This is a genomic window from Streptomyces sp. NPDC101132, assembly GCF_044759225.1.
Classification (GTDB): Bacteria; Actinomycetota; Actinomycetes; order Streptomycetales; family Streptomycetaceae; genus Streptomyces.
This window is the reverse complement of sequence record NZ_JBIVYX010000011.1, coordinates 33,643-49,473: the sequence shown is the minus strand read 5'-3', so window position 1 is coordinate 49,473 and position 15,831 is coordinate 33,643. Positions and strand designations below refer to the sequence as shown.

At 70.5% G+C, this 15,831-nt stretch carries 12 protein-coding genes and 1 tRNA gene; 7 read left to right on the top strand and 6 right to left on the bottom strand.

What is annotated here, in order from left to right:
* Nucleotides 1–32 precede the first annotated feature (32 nt).
* The 3 genes from ACIQUR_RS24660 (at nucleotide 33) to ACIQUR_RS24650 (ending at nucleotide 3,033) form a co-directional block, all read left to right on the top strand.
* Nucleotides 33–1,286 (top strand): hypothetical protein, encoded by a 1,254-nt coding sequence (locus tag ACIQUR_RS24660; protein WP_403668051.1) that lies wholly within the window; start codon nucleotides 33–35, stop codon nucleotides 1,284–1,286.
* A gap of 18 nt (nucleotides 1,287–1,304) precedes the next feature.
* The gene (locus ACIQUR_RS24655; protein WP_403668048.1) at nucleotides 1,305–2,084 is read left to right on the top strand and encodes a sterol carrier family protein; all 780 of its coding nucleotides are present in this window, start codon (nucleotides 1,305–1,307) and stop codon (nucleotides 2,082–2,084) included.
* 145 nt (nucleotides 2,085–2,229) lie between these two features.
* A complete protein-coding gene (locus ACIQUR_RS24650; protein ID WP_403668046.1) occupies nucleotides 2,230–3,033 on the top strand; it encodes an META domain-containing protein in 804 nt (267 codons plus the stop codon).
* Nucleotides 3,034–3,110: 77 nt separating this feature from the next.
* Here the strand turns inward: ACIQUR_RS24650 and ACIQUR_RS24645 are convergent, their stop codons facing one another.
* Both ACIQUR_RS24645 and ACIQUR_RS24640 read right to left on the bottom strand, forming a co-directional pair.
* The gene (locus tag ACIQUR_RS24645; protein ID WP_403668043.1) at nucleotides 3,111–4,514 is read right to left on the bottom strand and encodes a sulfatase-like hydrolase/transferase; all 1,404 of its coding nucleotides are present in this window, start codon (nucleotides 4,512–4,514) and stop codon (nucleotides 3,111–3,113) included.
* Nucleotides 4,515–4,674: 160 nt separating this feature from the next.
* Nucleotides 4,675–4,770 (bottom strand): putative leader peptide, encoded by a 96-nt coding sequence (locus tag ACIQUR_RS24640; protein WP_399944495.1) that lies wholly within the window; start codon nucleotides 4,768–4,770, stop codon nucleotides 4,675–4,677.
* Nucleotides 4,771–4,917: 147 nt separating this feature from the next.
* On the opposite strand from ACIQUR_RS24640, the gene purF reads away from it, so the two are divergent.
* A complete protein-coding gene (gene purF, locus ACIQUR_RS24635) occupies nucleotides 4,918–6,435 on the top strand; it encodes an amidophosphoribosyltransferase (protein ID WP_403668040.1) in 1,518 nt (505 codons plus the stop codon).
* Nucleotides 6,436–6,471: 36 nt separating this feature from the next.
* Entirely contained in the window at nucleotides 6,472–7,566 is a 1,095-nt protein-coding gene (gene purM / locus ACIQUR_RS24630) for a phosphoribosylformylglycinamidine cyclo-ligase (RefSeq protein WP_403668037.1), read from the top strand.
* Nucleotides 7,567–7,657: 91 nt separating this feature from the next.
* On the opposite strand, the gene ACIQUR_RS24625 is transcribed toward purM, so the two are convergent.
* Together ACIQUR_RS24625 and ACIQUR_RS24620 are read right to left on the bottom strand one after the other, a co-directional pair.
* Nucleotides 7,658–7,921 carry a DUF3073 domain-containing protein gene (locus ACIQUR_RS24625; RefSeq protein ID WP_403668034.1) on the bottom strand — a complete coding sequence of 88 codons (264 nt, stop codon included), beginning with the start codon at nucleotides 7,919–7,921 and terminating at the stop codon, nucleotides 7,658–7,660.
* Nucleotides 7,922–8,215: 294 nt separating this feature from the next.
* Entirely contained in the window at nucleotides 8,216–9,322 is a 1,107-nt protein-coding gene (locus ACIQUR_RS24620; RefSeq protein WP_403668032.1) for a Leu/Phe/Val dehydrogenase, read from the bottom strand.
* A 151-nt stretch (nucleotides 9,323–9,473) separates the two neighbouring features.
* Between ACIQUR_RS24620 and ACIQUR_RS24615 the strand changes: the two genes are divergently transcribed.
* A complete protein-coding gene (locus tag ACIQUR_RS24615) occupies nucleotides 9,474–10,361 on the top strand; it encodes a hypothetical protein (protein WP_403668029.1) in 888 nt (295 codons plus the stop codon).
* Between the two features lie 497 nt (nucleotides 10,362–10,858).
* The gene (gene bldC / locus ACIQUR_RS24610) at nucleotides 10,859–11,065 is read left to right on the top strand and encodes a developmental transcriptional regulator BldC (RefSeq protein ID WP_003949541.1); all 207 of its coding nucleotides are present in this window, start codon (nucleotides 10,859–10,861) and stop codon (nucleotides 11,063–11,065) included.
* A gap of 502 nt (nucleotides 11,066–11,567) precedes the next feature.
* On the opposite strand, the gene ACIQUR_RS24605 is transcribed toward bldC, so the two are convergent.
* Together ACIQUR_RS24605 and hrpA are read right to left on the bottom strand one after the other, a co-directional pair.
* Nucleotides 11,568–11,641, bottom strand: a tRNA-Asp gene (locus tag ACIQUR_RS24605).
* A gap of 130 nt (nucleotides 11,642–11,771) precedes the next feature.
* A complete protein-coding gene (hrpA, locus tag ACIQUR_RS24600) occupies nucleotides 11,772–15,743 on the bottom strand; it encodes an ATP-dependent RNA helicase HrpA (protein ID WP_403668026.1) in 3,972 nt (1,323 codons plus the stop codon).
* Nucleotides 15,744–15,831 lie beyond the last annotated feature (88 nt).

Sequence of the window (15,831 nt, the reverse complement as noted above, 5' to 3'; positions counted from 1 at the left end):
TGGGCCGCGGGGGCGCTTCGCATACTGGCGACGTGAGTGACCACGTCAAGTTCCTGCCGCCCGCCGCGATACCCGAGGGCGGCGCCGCCACCTGGTCCGCCGAGGACGCCGAGCGCTGGCGCGCGGCCCGGCCCCAGGCGGTCTTCGCCCCGATCGCCGGAGCGTGGCTGCTGAGTGTCCTCATCGTGGTCGCGATGGTGCTGACGTTCTGGAACGAGCCCGAGGACGCGACGCGCGGCACCCTCTGGGAGGGCTACCCGGACACCGTCCTGCTGTTCAGCCTGCCGCTGTGCCACTGGCTCCAGCCCCGGATGGCCCTGGCCTTCGCATTCCTGATCGGTGGCCTCCTCCTGGTGGCCCCGCCCGACTTCCGGGCCGGGGACACCCCGTTCCTGGTGGGCTTCTGTCTCACGGTGCTCCTCACAGCCTGGGTGGGCGTGGGGGCCTGGCTCCGCCTGCGGGCCCGTCGGCGTCAGGGGGAGCTGGCCCTGGCGGCCGCGGGAGACCTGCGCGCACCCGTACCCGAGGGGCTGCCGAAGTCCCACTTCCGCCGGGGCCTGCGGCCCCTGGTGTTCGGGGTGCCGTTCTGCCTCACCGCCGTGGTGATGCTCGCCTGGGCACTGGTGGCGGACCTCGGTGCGGCCGCGGAGCACCCGTACGACGCGGTCGGCCAGCAGATGCTGGCCCTTGCGCTGCTCGCCGTGGGCATGCCGCTGGTCGGGCTGGGGATCTCCCGGTGGCGGGCGGCCCGCGCGCTGCACCGGGGACCACAGCCCGTACTCCGCGCGGGGGTCCACCGCGAGACCCTGGAGTACGCCTGGATCGTCCCCGACGCGGCAGACCCCGCGGGCAGGCCGCTGATCGCCTACCGGCACCTCTACGCGGACCACGAGGAGACCCACCGCGTCCTGGCGAGTGGCTCGGAGAACCGCCTGCGCGAGGAGCACCACGACATCAACCAGTTCTCCGAGCCCTACGAGGTCCTGCTGTACGGCGTTCCGCGCGAGGGGGCCGAAGTGGTCCTGGAGCACGCCGTCTACGCGAGCGGCGGCCGCATCGTCGCGGAGGTCACGGCCGTACCCCTCAGCTCCCGTGAGCGCTGCACGCTGTACGGGTGGCAGCCGGCCGGCACCTCGTACACCCTGGAGCGCCGGGCCGAGGACGCCGCCCGCCGCGAGCGGAACTCCTCCTCCGACGGCGGCGGCTCCGGCTGCGGGTCCTCCGGGGACTCCTGCGGGAGCAGTTGCGGCAGCAGTTGCGGCGGTGGCTGCGGCGGCGGTGACTGATCGGGCAGACTCGCGGACATGGCACCCAAGACGCGCAGCTACGACCCGGCGAAGACCAGGGCGGCGGTGCTCGCCCAGTTCCGGCACGTCGCCGAGGCGGTGGACCGCCTGACGGAGGAGCAGCTCGCCGCGGACGCGGGCGTCGGGGAGTGGACCGTGCGCGACCTCGCCGAGCACATCGCCTGGGCCGTCGGCTCGCTGGCCGGGGCCGCGGGCCTGCCCCCGGCGGAGAAGGCCGAAGTCACCGTGCGGAACTGGCCGTTCACCACCGAGCCCATCGCGGACCGGATCGTGGGCGCGCACCGCGGGGACGAACCGCTGGACCTCGGGGAGCTGTACGCGCGGACCGGCGAGCGCCTCACCGAGCTGCTGGGCGTGCTGCCCGGCGACCGGCTGCTCGCGCTCTGGATCGGCGGCATGTCCGTGGCGGACTTCGTCGTGACCAGGACCGTGGAGCTGGTCGTCCACACCGACGACCTCAACCGCGCCCTGGGCCTGTCCGTGCCGCTCGACCGCCAGGCGCTGGCCACCTGCGTACGGGTGCTCGCCGACGCCCTCGCGGCCAAGGCACCCGGCGGCTCCGTCGAGGTGCGCGTGCCGCCCTTCGCCGTGGTCCAGTGCGTCGAGGGCCCCCGGCACACCCGCGGTACGCCGCCCAACGTGGTGGAGACGGACCCGCTCACCTGGCTCCGGCTGGCCACCGGCCGCACCGGCTGGGCGGCGGCGGTCGCCGACGCGGCGGTCAGCGCGAGCGGCGAGCGGGCCGACCTGAGCGGCGTCCTGCCGGTGATGAGCTGAGCCGCACCGTGCGCCCGGTCCCCGAACAGGGGTGATTCCAGGGCGCATCCGGCACAACCGGGCGTGCTGCGGGGCGGATCCGGAACGGATCCGGGAATCGGCGGATCCAGGGGAACCGGTCCGCCGTCCGCCACGTCAGAGCGGCATGCGTACCCATCACGTCATCACCGCGGCCCTCGCCGCGTCCCTGGCCCTGACGGCCTGCGGTGCCACCGAGACCGCCGGCACGGCCCCGGGCGGCAAGGGCGTGTCCGGAGTCAAGTGGACCGTCGAAACCCTCGACAACGACGGCAAGCGTGAGGCGGCGCCCGCGGGTGCGGGCGCCCACCTCCTGATCGAAGACGGCAAGGTGCGGGGCAACAACGGCTGCGCCGACTTCTCCGCCCCGGCCGAGGCCGACGGCAACAGCCTCACCGTGAAGGAGGCCGAGGTCACCGACATCGGCTGCGACCCGACCGCCATGAAGTTCGGCGAGGCCTTCCAGAAGCTGATCACGGGCAAGCTGACCACCGTGGTCGCCGGCGACCGGCTGACCCTCACCACCGCGGGCGGTGACAAGATCACCCTGACCTCGAAGCCCGAGACGCTCACCCCGCTCAACGGCACCCGCTGGACGGTCGACTCGCTGGTCCAGGGCGAGGCCGTGACCTCCGTCCCGCAGGACGCGAACGGCAAGGCCTGGTTCGTGATCGGCAAGGACGGCGCGGTCCAGGGCAATCTCGGCTGCAACAACTTCACCAGCAAGGCGACCGCGGCCGGCGGCGAGGTGACCTTCGGTCCGCTCGCGTCGACGCGGATGGCCTGCACCGGCCCCGCCGGCGAGGTGGAGAAGGCGGTCTCGGCCGTCCTGAAGGGCAAGGTCGCGTACTCCGTCGAGAGCGGCGCGCTGACGCTGACCGCCCCGAACGGCAAGGGCCTGCGCGCCACCGCCCAGCCGGCCGCCTCCTAGGGGCCCGCACGCGTCCCGTACCGGCCCCGGGTGGGCCGGGGCCGGTGCGGGACCCACTCCCCTCGGGGGGACACGGCTCAGTACGGGAGCAGCCCGGCGTCGGTGCGCTCCCAAGCGGTCCTCAGCTCCACCAGCAGGTCGGGCCGCAGCGCGGCCCGGTCCGCCTGCTCGCGCACGTCCGCGGAGAGGTCGAAGAGCTGGTCGCGGCCGCTCTTGCCGCGGTAGTACTTCCAGTCGCCGCGGCGCAGCGCCCGCTCGCCCCGCACCCGCCAGAACAGGTCCCGCTCGGGCAGCTCCTCGCCGCGCAGCAGGTAGCCCGCCAGGCTCGTGCCGTCCAGCGGGTACGCCGGGTGCGGCCGGGCCCCGGCCACCTCCAGCAGGGTGGCGGTCCAGTCCGGCGTGAACACCGGCTCGTGGCTGATCTGGGCCCCGTCCAGGCGGGCCGGCCAGCGCACGATCGTCGGGACGCGGATGCCGCCCTCCTGGAGCGAGCCCTTGTTCCCGGCCAGCGGCCAGTTGTACGAGAAGCGCTCGCCGCCGTTGTCGCTGGCGAAGAAGACCAGCGTGTCCCGCTCCTGCCCGGACCGCTTCAGGGCCTTCAGCACCTCGCCGACCGACCGGTCGAGGTCCTCGACCAGCTCCTTGTACTTCTCGACCGAGCCGCCGTCCTGGTGCCACAGCGCCCGGTTGTCGCCGGCCTTGATCCGGCGGGCGATCCCGGCCGCCTCGGTCTCGTCGCCCTCGGCGATCCAGGGCCAGTGGGGGGTCGTGAAGTTCAGGTTGAGCAGCCAGGGCCGGTCGTGGTCGCGGCCGATGTACTCGCTCGCCCGCTCGGTGAGGATCCGCGTGTAGTAGCGCAGGTCCTTGTACTCGGCGTCGCCCTCGTAGAGGTCGTACTCGCCGGTGTTGCTCAGCTTGGAGTAGTACTCCAGGGCCCCGCCGAAGTTGCCGAAGAACTCGTCCCAGCCGGACCGGGTGGGGCTGTAGTCGGGCAGGTGGCCGCAGTGCCACTTGCCGATCAGCGCGGTCGCGTAGCCGGAGTCCCGCAGCAGCGAGGCCAGCGTCGGGTGGGTGGGCTCCAGGCCCGCCGACCGGTCGGCGATCGGCTCGGCCAGCCCGCCCTTGGTACGGCCCGGGAAGCGGCCGGTGTAGAGGCTGAAGCGGGTCGGGGAGCAGGTCGCGGAGCCCGAGTAGGCGTCGGTGAACCGCACGCCCTGCCGGGCCAGCCGGTCCAGGTTCGGGGTGCGGATGTGGCTGGATCCGTACGAGGAGAGGTCCGCCCAGCCGAGGTCGTCGCCCAGGATGAACAGGATGTTGGGCCGCCGGGAGTGGCTTCCGCGGGCGGCGCGGAAGGCGTGCTCGGCAGGGGCCCCGCCGGCCGCGGGGGAGGCCTCGGCGGCACCCGCGGGGGAGGCCCCGGCGAGGCCCGCGGCGGCCGCCGCACCGGCGGTGACGGCACCGCCGAAGGCGCGTCGGGACAAGGGGGAAGCGGAACGGGAATCGGAACGGTGGTCGGAGGAAGACACAAGTGCTCCAGGGCGCAGCCGGCCGGCCCCTCGGCCGGGTGGCGCGCGGGACGGCGCGCGGCGGCCCCGGACAGGGCTGGGCGGAGAAGAAAGGGAAAAGGGAAAAGAGTTGTGACTACGCGGAGCAGCGACAGATGGCGCTCGCGACACGGACCAGGTCCACGTGCCGGCGCTCGACGAGGGTGACGACTCGGTCACCGAGGGGCTGCATGGAGCGAGAGCCTCCACGAATTCCCTTGTAGATGTCAACAAACGATCCGAATACCGAGACGGAGGGGTTCCGTCACCCTCTGTGCTGTGAGATTTCCCGGCCCTCCCCAATTCGGACCAGTGGTCGACGTCGCCTAGACTCGGTGTCGTGCCTCGTGGTGATGGACGACTCAACCACGACCTGCTCCCCGGCGAGAAGGGCCCCCAGGACGCTTGCGGCGTCTTCGGTGTCTGGGCTCCGGGTGAAGAGGTCGCCAAGCTCACCTACTTCGGACTGTATGCACTGCAGCACCGTGGACAGGAGTCCGCGGGCATCGCTGTGAGCAACGGTTCCCAGATCCTCGTCTTCAAGGACATGGGCCTCGTGTCCCAGGTCTTCGACGAAACCTCCCTCGGCTCCCTCCAGGGCCATATCGCGGTCGGTCACGCCCGTTACTCGACCACCGGTGCCTCGGTGTGGGAGAACGCGCAGCCCACCTTCCGTGCCACCGCCCACGGCTCCATTGCCCTGGGTCACAACGGCAACCTGGTGAACACCGCGGAGCTGGCCGAGATGGTCGCGGACCTGCCGCGCCAGGACGGCCGCGCCACCCAGGTGGCGGCGACCAACGACACCGACCTGGTCACGGCCCTGCTGGCCGGACAGGTCGATGCCGACGGCAAGCCGCTGACCATCGAGGAATCCGCGGCCGTGGTCCTGCCCAAGGTCCGTGGAGCCTTCTCCCTCGTCTTCATGGACGAGAACACCCTGTACTGCGCCCGTGACCCGCAGGGCATCCGCCCGCTGGTCCTGGGCCGCCTGGAGCGCGGCTGGGTCGTCGCCTCCGAGACCGCCGCACTCGACATCTGCGGTGCCAGCTTCGTCCGCGAGGTCGAGCCGGGTGAGATCGTCGCCATCGACGAGAACGGTCTCCGTACGTCCCGATTCGCTGAAGCGAAGCCCAAGGGCTGCGTCTTCGAGTACGTGTACCTGGCCCGCCCGGACACGGACATCGCCGGCCGGAACGTGTACCTCTCGCGTGTCGAGATGGGCCGCCGCCTGGCCCAGGAAGCGCCGGTCGAGGCCGACCTGGTGATAGCGACGCCGGAGTCGGGCACCCCCGCCGCCGTCGGCTACGCCGAGGCCAGCGGCATTCCGTACGGCTCCGGCCTGGTGAAGAACGCCTACGTCGGCCGGACCTTCATCCAGCCGTCGCAGACCATCCGCCAGCTGGGCATCCGCCTGAAGCTCAACCCGCTCAAGGAAGTCATCCGGGGCAAGCGCCTGGTGGTCGTCGACGACTCGATCGTCCGCGGCAACACCCAGCGCGCGCTCGTGAAGATGCTCCGCGAGGCCGGTGCGGCCGAGGTCCACATCCGGATCTCCTCCCCGCCGGTGAAGTGGCCGTGCTTCTTCGGCATCGACTTCGCCACCCGTGCGGAGCTGATCGCCAACGGCATGTCGATCGACGAGATCGGCAAGTCCCTGGGTGCCGACTCCCTCGCGTACATCTCGCTCGACGCGATGATCGAGGCGACGACGATCCAGAAGCCGAACCTCTGCCGCGCCTGCTTCGACGGCGAGTACCCGATGGAGCTGCCCGACCCGGAGCTCCTGGGCAAGCAACTGCTGGAGACCGAGCTGGCGGGCGGCGCCGACGCCGCCGACGCGCTCCGTCGCCCGTAACCCCTCACGCAGTACGACACGAAAGCTCTCAACCCCATGTCTGCTGAGTCCTTTGAGCCTGCTTCGCAGGCGGGCACCGGTGCCAGCTACGCGTCCGCGGGCGTCGACATCGAAGCGGGCGACCGCGCCGTCGAGCTGATGAAGGAGTGGGTGAAGAAGACGCAGCGCCCCGAGGTCCTCGGCGGCCTCGGCGGTTTCGCCGGCCTCTTCGACGCCTCCGCCCTCAAGCGCTACGAGCGCCCGCTGCTCGCCTCGGCCACCGACGGCGTCGGCACCAAGGTCGACATCGCCCGCCAGATGGGCGTGTACGACACCATCGGCCACGACCTGGTCGCGATGGTCATGGACGACATCGTCGTCTGTGGTGCCGAGCCGCTGTTCATGACCGACTACATCTGCGTGGGCAAGGTCCACCCGGAGCGGGTCGCGTCGATCGTCAAGGGCATCGCCGAGGGCTGCGTCCTGGCCGGATGCGCCCTCGTGGGCGGCGAGACCGCCGAGCACCCGGGCCTCCTGGGGCCGGACGACTTCGACGTCGCCGGCGCCGGCACGGGCGTGGTCGAGTACGACCGCCTGCTGGGCGCGGATCGCATCCGTACGGGGGACGCGGTCATCGCCATGGCGTCCTCCGGCCTTCACTCGAACGGGTACTCGCTGGTCCGGCACGTGCTCTTCGACCGGGCCGGGCTGTCCCTGGACCGCGAGGTCCCGGAGTTCGGCCGGACCCTCGGCGAGGAGCTGCTGGAGCCGACCAAGATCTACTCGCTGGACTGCCTGGCGCTCACCCGGACCTCCGAGGTGCACGCGTTCTCGCACATCACCGGCGGTGGCCTGGCCGCGAACCTGGCCCGGGTCATCCCGGACCACCTGCACGCCACGGTCGACCGTTCGACCTGGACGCCGGGCGCGGTCTTCGACCTCGTCGGCAAGGCGGGCCGGGTCGAGCAACTGGAGCTGGAGAAGACCCTGAACATGGGCGTCGGCATGATGGCCGTCCTGCCCCAGGAGTCGGTGGAGGTCGCGCTGGCGACGCTGGCCGACCGGGGCGTCGACGCCTGGGTCGCCGGTGAGATCGTCGAGCGCGGCGAGCACGCCGAGGGCGCGACCCTGACCGGCACCTACGCGAGCTGAGCAGCACGAAAACCCGGTCCGGGGTTCGCCCTGGACCGGGTTTGGTGTTGTGGTCCCTGCCGGCGGGGGAACCGCCGGCCGACCGGATGCGTCAAGCGCCGCGACGCTGCGACGACGGGTCGGACTCCTCGTCCTCGTCATCGTCGTCGTTGTACAGATCCGCGTAGCGGGCGTACGGGTCGTCGTCCTCGTCGTCGTCCTCGAACGGCTCGCCGTTAGGCGGCTGGTTCGAAACCGGCTGCGAAGTCGATGCGCCCAGCTCGTTGGCCAGACGCGACAGGTCAGTCCCGCCGCTGTTGTACTTCAGCTGGCGGGCGACCTTCGTCTGCTTGGCCTTGGCCCGGCCGCGCCCCATGGCTCGACCCCCTCGGTGACGGGGCTCGACGGCCCCAGAGTCTTGACACGCGTTCATGATTCGGAACGGACTCCCCGTGGAGAGACCGTGTCCGTAGGGCTTTAACGGTACCTGTTTCCGCGGCCATACGGTACGTCGCCCGCATGACGTGCCTCGGAGCAGTGCCGGCGAGGCGCCCCGTACTCGCTGGTCAGCTGCGATTTTAGCCCCTAATTGCGGGCCGACCCGCCGAAGTGCAGTGAGTCTTGTCTCGCTGCACCCCGGCGGGCCGCACGGTTGCCCGTTTTCAGGCCTTTACGCCGTACGGGCGGCGCGGGCCTCCGCCATGCGCTGCTCGGCGATCCGGTCGGACGCCGCGGCCGGCGGGATGCCGTCGGCCTTCGCGCGAGCAAAGATCTCCAGGGTGGTGTCGAAGATCTTGGTCGCCTGGATCTTGCACCGGTCGAAGTCGAAGCCGTGCAGCTCGTCCGCCACCTGGATCACGCCGCCGGCGTTGACCACGTAGTCCGGGGCGTAGAGGATGCCGCGGTCCTCCAGGTCCTTCTCGATGCCCGGGTGCGCGAGCTGGTTGTTGGCCGCGCCGCAGACGATCTTCGCGGTGAGCACGGGGACCGAGTCGTCGTTCAGGGCGCCGCCCAGCGCGCACGGGGCGTAGATGTCCAGGCCCTCGGTGCGGATCAGGGCGTCGGTGTCGGCGACGGCCGTGACCTGCGGGTGCTTGTCGACGATGCGCTGCACGGACTCCTGGCGGACGTCCGTGATGACGACCTCGGCGCCGTCCTCCAGCAGGTGCTCGACCAGGTAGTGGCCGACCTTGCCGACGCCCACGACGCCGACCTTGCGGCCGCGGAGGGTCGGGTCGCCCCACAGGTGCTGGGCGCTGGCGCGCATGCCCTGGAAGACGCCGTACGCGGTCAGCACGGAGGAGTCGCCGGCGCCGCCGTTCTCGGGGGAGCGGCCGGTCGCCCAGCGGGTCGCGCGGGCCACGACGTCCATGTCGGCGACGAAGGTGCCGACGTCGCAGGCGGTCACGTACCGGCCGCCGAGGGACTCGACGAACCGGCCGTAGGCCAGCAGGAGTTCCTCGGTCTTGATGACGTCCGGGTCGCCGATGATCACGGCCTTGCCGCCGCCGAGGCCGAGGCCGGCCATGGCGTTCTTGTACGACATGCCGCGCGAGAGGTTCAGCGCGTCGCGGACGGCCTCCTCGTCGGAGGCGTACGCGTGGAAGCGGGTGCCGCCGAGGGCCGGGCCCAGCGCGGTGGAGTGGATGGCGATGACGGCCTTCAGGCCCGTGGCGCGGTCCTGGCACAGCACGACTTGCTCGTGGCCGCCCTGCTCCGTGCGGAACAGGGTGTGCAGGACGCCGTCGGTCATTTCGGTCACGGTGGTGACTCCCATGGAAGAGATGCGGCGGGGGCCCTCCTGCGGGTGGGGAGGGCGTGTGAGAGCAGGGTAAGTCCAAAGGGGTGCCCCGAAGGGCCCAGTGCCGAGGATCACCCTCTCCCGGAGTACCGGAGTAGCCGGGGCGGGCAGCGGGGAGGAGGTGGGGGTGACCGAATCCTCCGAGCGCAGGGCACCTTCCGCGCGGTCGGCGCTGACCGTCCCGTACGCCTCCTACCTGCGCGTGTACGAGCCCCTCGCGGCCTTCGACGAGCCCGAGCGCAGCCACTGGGCGGAGTACGCCCGGCGCGGCGAGATCCCCACGTACCAGGACGAACTCCGCCGGAGCCTGGCGGACTTGGTGCCGGTGCCGCCGGTCGGGGTGCCGGTGCACGAGAGCGCGGACGCCTTCGTGGAGCGGATCGGCGGGACGCTGCTGGTGTGTCCGTGGCGGACCAGGCTGCGGGGCTGGCTGGCGCTGGAGGAGCTGGGCCGTGGGGGCACCTCCCAGGCCGGAGGCTCCGGGGGAGCGTTCCCGGCGCCGGTGCTGGACGCGGCGCTGCCCCCGGTGGTGCGGCTCCAGGCGCTCGCGGACTTCGAGCGGTGGCGGGAGCGGCACCCGGACGCGCGGCCGTGGATCCGGACCGCGGTGTGGCAGGTGCCACTGCGCTGGTTCGTGCTTTTCGCGGACGATGAGCGCGAGTACGTTCCCGGGGAGCGGCTGCGGTACCGGGCGCCGATGGTCCAGGGCCGGCGGCGGCTGGCCCTGGCGCTGCGGGTGCTGCGCCGGGCGGAGGGCTACGGACCGCTGGCCGAGGCCCTGGTCGACGTCGGGAAGTGGCTGGAGGAGTTCCACCCGCGCTCGATGCTCGAACTGGACTACGGCGGCCTGGTCCACGCCCTGCCGAAGGCGAAGCTGGCGGCCGACCGGTCGGCGGCCGACCTGGCGGCCGGGATCGCCGCCCTGCGGGACGGCGACGAGCGGACGGCGGAGGAGCGGTACGAGCTGCTGGGCGAGCGCTGGCGCTCGGTTCGGGAACGACTCTTCGCCAACTAGTGACTTCCGCCACGGAATCAGAGATCGTTTACAGGCTTCGGGTCCTTGGGTCGGGACCTACGTCCCGATCCGGGCCATTGGCTCAAGCGTGACGGACCGCACTAACCACACCCTTGCGCCGTTCCCCTACCCTCGTGCCAAAATAGGACAAGGAGTCCGGGGAGGGTTCCTTCCGTCCAAGTAAGGGCGGAATGCTCGGTATTGCACTCTATGGGGGGTCGAGTGGCTCCCGATCGCTGTGTGACTGATCGTCACTGTGGGGTGACTGTCCGTTATGGGCGGGTCCGGCGTCTTCCGTCTTGGATGAACACCTCAGAGGGCAATTCCATCGGTTTGGCCGACGTGGCTGGACAGATGGTGTAGTTGTAGTGCCGAGGACAAGCCGTTCGTCCTATAACCGACTCGGCCCGCGTATGTCCATTTCGGGCAACGCGGGCCAAGGTGCAGAATTTAGAGGAAAGAACCGAGATGGTTCGGTTCTCCCGAGGAGGCCGCTCATGACCGCTCGCACCCCTGATGCCGAGCCGCTGCTGACCCCGGCTGAGGTTGCCACGATGTTCCGCGTGGACCCGAAGACGGTCACCCGCTGGGCCAAGGCTGGCAAGCTCACGTCCATCCGCACCCTGGGTGGGCACCGCCGTTACCGCGAGGCTGAGGTCCGCGCCCTGCTTGCGGGAATTCCGCAGCAGCGCAGCGAGGCCTGAGTTTCGGCAGCACCCCGTATTGCCGGGTCCTAATCGGGTCCCCCAACCCGATTAACCCACACAGCTCCATACGACAGGACTTGCCCCAACAGGTCCTCAGCCCCTGCTCGGCAGGGTGCGAAGTCGTCGGATCGCGCTGGACTCCGCCGGGTCCAGCGCGATCTTTTTTGTGCCCGGCGCCGGCTGCCGCCCTGAGGTGCAATTGCACATATAAAATGGACGGCGTGTAGGGGGGCCATAAATAAGAGGGTTCCGAAAACTCGTCTGGTGACACCTGTCACACTGGTCCACTCTTGTCATCCCGGCAATGCACCCGTAAAGGGACTCCTCGGGTGAGACCGGTCATGCGAACGGGCGACTTTTCGCCCCGCCTGTCGGAATTGGTCATTCCACTTTCGGGTGACAGCCAAACCCGCAAACTCGAACACGAGACCGGAGTGTCCCTGGAGTGCGCGCACACGAAGAAGCCCGCATCCAGGGGATGCGGGCTTCTTCGATGAGGCGATCCTGACGGGACTTGAACCCGCGACCTCCACCTTGACAGGGTGGCGAGCTAACCAACTGCTCCACAGGACCTCGTTGCGGCCGAGTGCTCGGCTGCGAATCAGACTGTACAGCAGTTCCCGGGGTGCGGTCGAACCCGCTCCCCGCGGGGTCCCGGCCCGGACTCCGGCCGGGGGCCGGGCGGGGAGCGGTCAGGGAGCGGTCAGGGCGCCGCGGCGTCGATGGCCTTCACGATCCGCTTGTCCGAGACGGGGTACGCCGTGCCGAGCGCGTGGGCGAAGTAGCTCACCCGCAGCTCCTCGATCATCCAGCGGATGTCCAGCACCTCCTGCGGCACCGGTCGCCCCTGCGGCAGCTGTTCCAGCAGCCAGGCGTACTCGTCCTGCATCTCGTGGACCTTCTCCATGCGGGTGGTGTCCCGCTGCACGCCCGTGGGCATCTGCTGGAGGCGCCGGTCCACGGCCACCAGGTAGCGCATCAGGTCGGGCAGCCGCCCGACGCCGGTGAGCGTCACGAAGCCGGCCGGCACGAGGGCCGCCAGCTGCGTCCTGACGTCCTGGACGTTGTTCAGCAGGGCCAGGCTGTTCGTGGCCTTCAGGCGGCGCTCACAGGCCTGCCAGGCGGCCAGGATCTGCCTGACCTGGGAGACCGTGCGGACGGTCAGCTCCACGAGGTCGGCGCGCACCTTGTCGTAGAGCTTCCGGAAGGACTCCTCGTCCCAGGCCGGGCCCCCGTGGTCGGCGATCAGCCGGTCGGCGGCGGCCGTGGCGCAGTCGTCGAAGAGGGCCTGGACGGAGCCGTGCGGGTTCCGGGAGAGCGCGAGCTTGTCCTGGTTGCCGAGCCGGTCCGAGGCGAACTTCGCGGGGTTCACCGGAATGTTCAGCATGATCAGCTTCCGGGTGCCCCGCCACATCGCCTGGCGCTGCTCCGCCTCGGTGTCGAAGAGCCGGACCGCGACGGTGTCGCCCTCGTCCACCAGGGCCGGGTACGCCTTGACCGGCTGGCCGGCCCGCCGGGTCTCGAACACCCTGGTCAGCGTGCCGATCGTCCAGTCCGTCAGCCCGGTCCGCTCCACGGACTCGCCGCCGGAGCGCTCGGCCGTGGCCGCGGCGGCCTTGGAGAGGGCCTGGCGGGCCTTGGGCCGAAGGGTCAGGCGCAGGGCCTCCAGGTCCTTGTCCTCGGCGATCCTGCGGCGCCGCTCGTCGACGATCCGGAAGGTGATCTTGAGGTGGTCCGGGATCCGCGTGAGGTCGAAGTCCTCGGCGGTCACCGGGACGCCCACCATCCGCTGGAGCTCCCGCGCCAGGGCGGCCGTCAGCGGCTCCTGCGGCGCCTGGTGGCGGCCGGAGCCCGACGGGAACGCGGTGTCGAGGAAGCGGCCGGCGAAGTTCGGCGCCGGCACGTAGTGGCGCCGGATCGGCTTGGGCAGCGAGCGGATCAGCTCGGTGACGACCTCCTCGCGAAGGCCGGGGATCTGCCAGTCGAAGCCCTGGTCCGTCACCTGGTTGAGCACCTGGAGCGGAATGTGGACGGTCACGCCGTCCGCGTCCGCGCCCGGCTCGAACTGGTAGGTGACCTTGAACTTCAGGTCTCCCTGGCGCCAGGAGTCGGGATAGTCGTCCTTCGTGACCCCGGCGGCCTTCTCCGTGAGGAGCATCTCCCGTTCGAAATCCAGGAGTTCGGGTTCGTCGCGGCGCTTGTGCTTCCACCACGAGTCGAAATGGGCGCCGGATACGACGTGTTCCGGGATGCGCTGGTCGTAGAAATCGAAGAGCGTCTCGTCGTCCACGAGAATGTCGCGGCGCCGCGCCCGGTGCTCCAACTCCTCCACTTCCGTGAGGAGTTTGCGGTTGTCGGAGAAGAATTTGTGATGCGTGCGCCAGTCGCCCTCGACGAGCGCGTTGCGGATGAACAGCTCCCGCGAGACCTCGGGGTCGATCTTCCCGTAGTTGATTTTCCGCTGGGCGACGATCGGCACGCCGTACAGCGTCACCCGCTCGTACGCCATGACGGCCGCCTGGTCCTTCTCCCAGTGCGGCTCGCTGTACGTGCGCTTGATCAGGTGCTGCGCGAGGGGCTCGACCCACTCGGGCTCGACCTTGGCGTTGACCCGGGCCCACAGCCGCGAGGTCTCCACCAGCTCGGCCGACATCACGAACTTCGGCTGCTTCTTGAACAGCGCCGAGCCGGGGAAGATCGCGAACTTGGCCGACCGGGCGCCGAGGTACTCGTTCTTGTCGGTGTCCTTGAGGCCGATGTGCGACAGCAGGCCCGCCAGCAGCGAGACGTGGACGTGCTGCTCGGGGGCGTCGGCCTCGTTGACGTGGATGCCCATGGTCTTGGCGACCGTACGCAGCTGCGAGTAGATGTCCTGCCACTCGCGGATCCGCAGGAAGTTCAGGTACTCCTGCTTGCACATCCGGCGGAAGGCGGACGAGCCGCGCTCCTTCTGCTGCTCGCGGACGTACCGCCACAGGTTCAGGAAGGCCAGGAAGTCGCTGGTCTCGTCCTTGAAGCGGGCGTGCTGCTGGTCGGCCTGGGTCTGCTTGTCCGAGGGCCGCTCGCGCGGGTCCTGGATCGACAGGGCGGCCGCGATGACCATGACCTCGCGGACGCAGTTGTTCTTGTCGGCCTCGACGACCATCCGGGCCAGCCGGGGGTCCACCGGCAGCTGGGAGAGCTTCCGCCCGAGCGGGGTGAGCCGCTTCTTCGGGTCCTTCTGGGCCGGGTCGAGCGCGCCCAGCTCCTGGAGCAGCTGGACGCCGTCGCGGATGTTGCGGTGGTCCGGCGGGTCGATGAAGGGGAACTTCTCGATCTCGCCCAGGCCGGCCGCGGTCATCTGCAGGATGACCGACGCGAGGTTGGTGCGGAGGATCTCGGCGTCCGTGAACTCCGGGCGGGCGTTGAAGTCGTCCTCCGAGTACAGCCGGATGCAGATGCCGTCGGAGGTACGGCCGCAGCGGCCCTTGCGCTGGTTGGCGCTGGCCTGGCTGATCCGCTCGATCGGCAGCCGCTGCACCTTCGTGCGGTGGCTGTACCGGGAGATGCGGGCCGTGCCCGGGTCGATCACGTACTTGATGCCCGGCACGGTGAGGGAGGTCTCGGCGACGTTGGTCGCCAGGACGATCCGGCGGCCGGTGTGCTGCTGGAAGACCCGGTGCTGCTCGGCGTGCGAGAGCCGTGCGTACAGGGGGAGTACCTCGGTGCTCTGCCAGGCGGCGCCTCCGGCGCGGGGGAGCTTCAGCTTGTTGAGGGCGTCCGCGGTGTCGCGGATCTCGCGCTCGCCGGAGAGGAAGACCAGGATGTCGCCCGGCCCCTCCGCCTGGAGCTCGTCGACGGCGTCGCAGATGGCGGTGATCTGGTCCCGGTCGGACTCCTCGGAGTCCTCCTCCAGGAGCGGGCGGTAGCGCACCTCGACCGGGTACGTACGGCCGCTGACCTCGACGATCGGGGCGTCCCCGAAGTGGCGGGAGAAGCGCTCCGGGTCGATCGTCGCGGAGGTGATCACGACCTTGAGGTCGGGGCGCCTGGGGAGCAGCTGGGCGAGGTAGCCGAGCAGGAAGTCGATGTTGAGGCTGCGCTCGTGGGCCTCGTCGATGATGATCGTGTCGTAGGCGCGCAGCTCGCGGTCCGTCTGGATCTCGGCGAGCAGGATGCCGTCCGTCATCAGCTTCACGAAGGTCGCGTCCGGGTCGACCTGGTCCGTGAACCGGACCTTCCAGCCGACCGTCTCGCCGAGCTCGGTCTTCAGCTCCTCGGCGATCCGCTCCGCGACCGTGCGCGCCGCGATCCGGCGCGGCTGCGTGTGCCCGATCATGCCGCGCAGGCCCCGGCCCAGCTCCATGCAGATCTTGGGGATCTGCGTGGTCTTGCCGGATCCGGTCTCGCCCGCGACGATCACGACCTGGTGGTCGCGTATCGCCTCGGCGATCTCGTCTTTCTTCTGACTGACCGGGAGCGTCTCCGGATACGTGATCTCCGGCCGCCGCGCGGCACGCGCGGCCACCCGCTCGGCGGCCTTCGCGGCCTCGGCGGCGATCTCGTCGATGACCGCCTGGCGTGCCTCCGGCTTGCGGATGCGCCGCGCGCCCTCGAGACGGCGGCCGAGGCGGTGCGCGTCGCGGAGCGGGAGCTCCGCGAGCAAGGTCTGGAGGGCGGCGAAGGAAGTAGACATACCTGATCGAGGATCTCACCGATGCCCTCCGGGTGGCGAACCCATTTCAGAGGGCGGGACGTACCATTTCGGGACGAGTTCTCCCGTC

What these genes read in the sequence shown, in the direction of transcription:
- ACIQUR_RS24655 (WP_403668048.1), top strand. Translation starts at nt 1,305, where the DNA reads ATGGCACCCAAGACGCGCAGCTACGACCCGGCGAAGACCAGGGCGGCG.
- ACIQUR_RS24650 (WP_403668046.1), top strand. Translation starts at nt 2,230, where the DNA reads ATGCGTACCCATCACGTCATCACCGCGGCCCTCGCCGCGTCCCTGGCC.
- ACIQUR_RS24640 (WP_399944495.1), bottom strand. Translation starts at nt 4,770, where the DNA reads ATGCAGCCCCTCGGTGACCGAGTCGTCACCCTCGTCGAGCGCCGGCAC.
- purM (WP_403668037.1), top strand. Translation starts at nt 6,472, where the DNA reads ATGTCTGCTGAGTCCTTTGAGCCTGCTTCGCAGGCGGGCACCGGTGCC.
- ACIQUR_RS24625 (WP_403668034.1), bottom strand. Translation starts at nt 7,921, where the DNA reads ATGGGGCGCGGCCGGGCCAAGGCCAAGCAGACGAAGGTCGCCCGCCAG.
- ACIQUR_RS24620 (WP_403668032.1), bottom strand. Translation starts at nt 9,322, where the DNA reads ATGGGAGTCACCACCGTGACCGAAATGACCGACGGCGTCCTGCACACC.
- bldC (WP_003949541.1), top strand. Translation starts at nt 10,859, where the DNA reads ATGACCGCTCGCACCCCTGATGCCGAGCCGCTGCTGACCCCGGCTGAG.
- hrpA (WP_403668026.1), bottom strand. Translation starts at nt 15,743, where the DNA reads ATGTCTACTTCCTTCGCCGCCCTCCAGACCTTGCTCGCGGAGCTCCCG.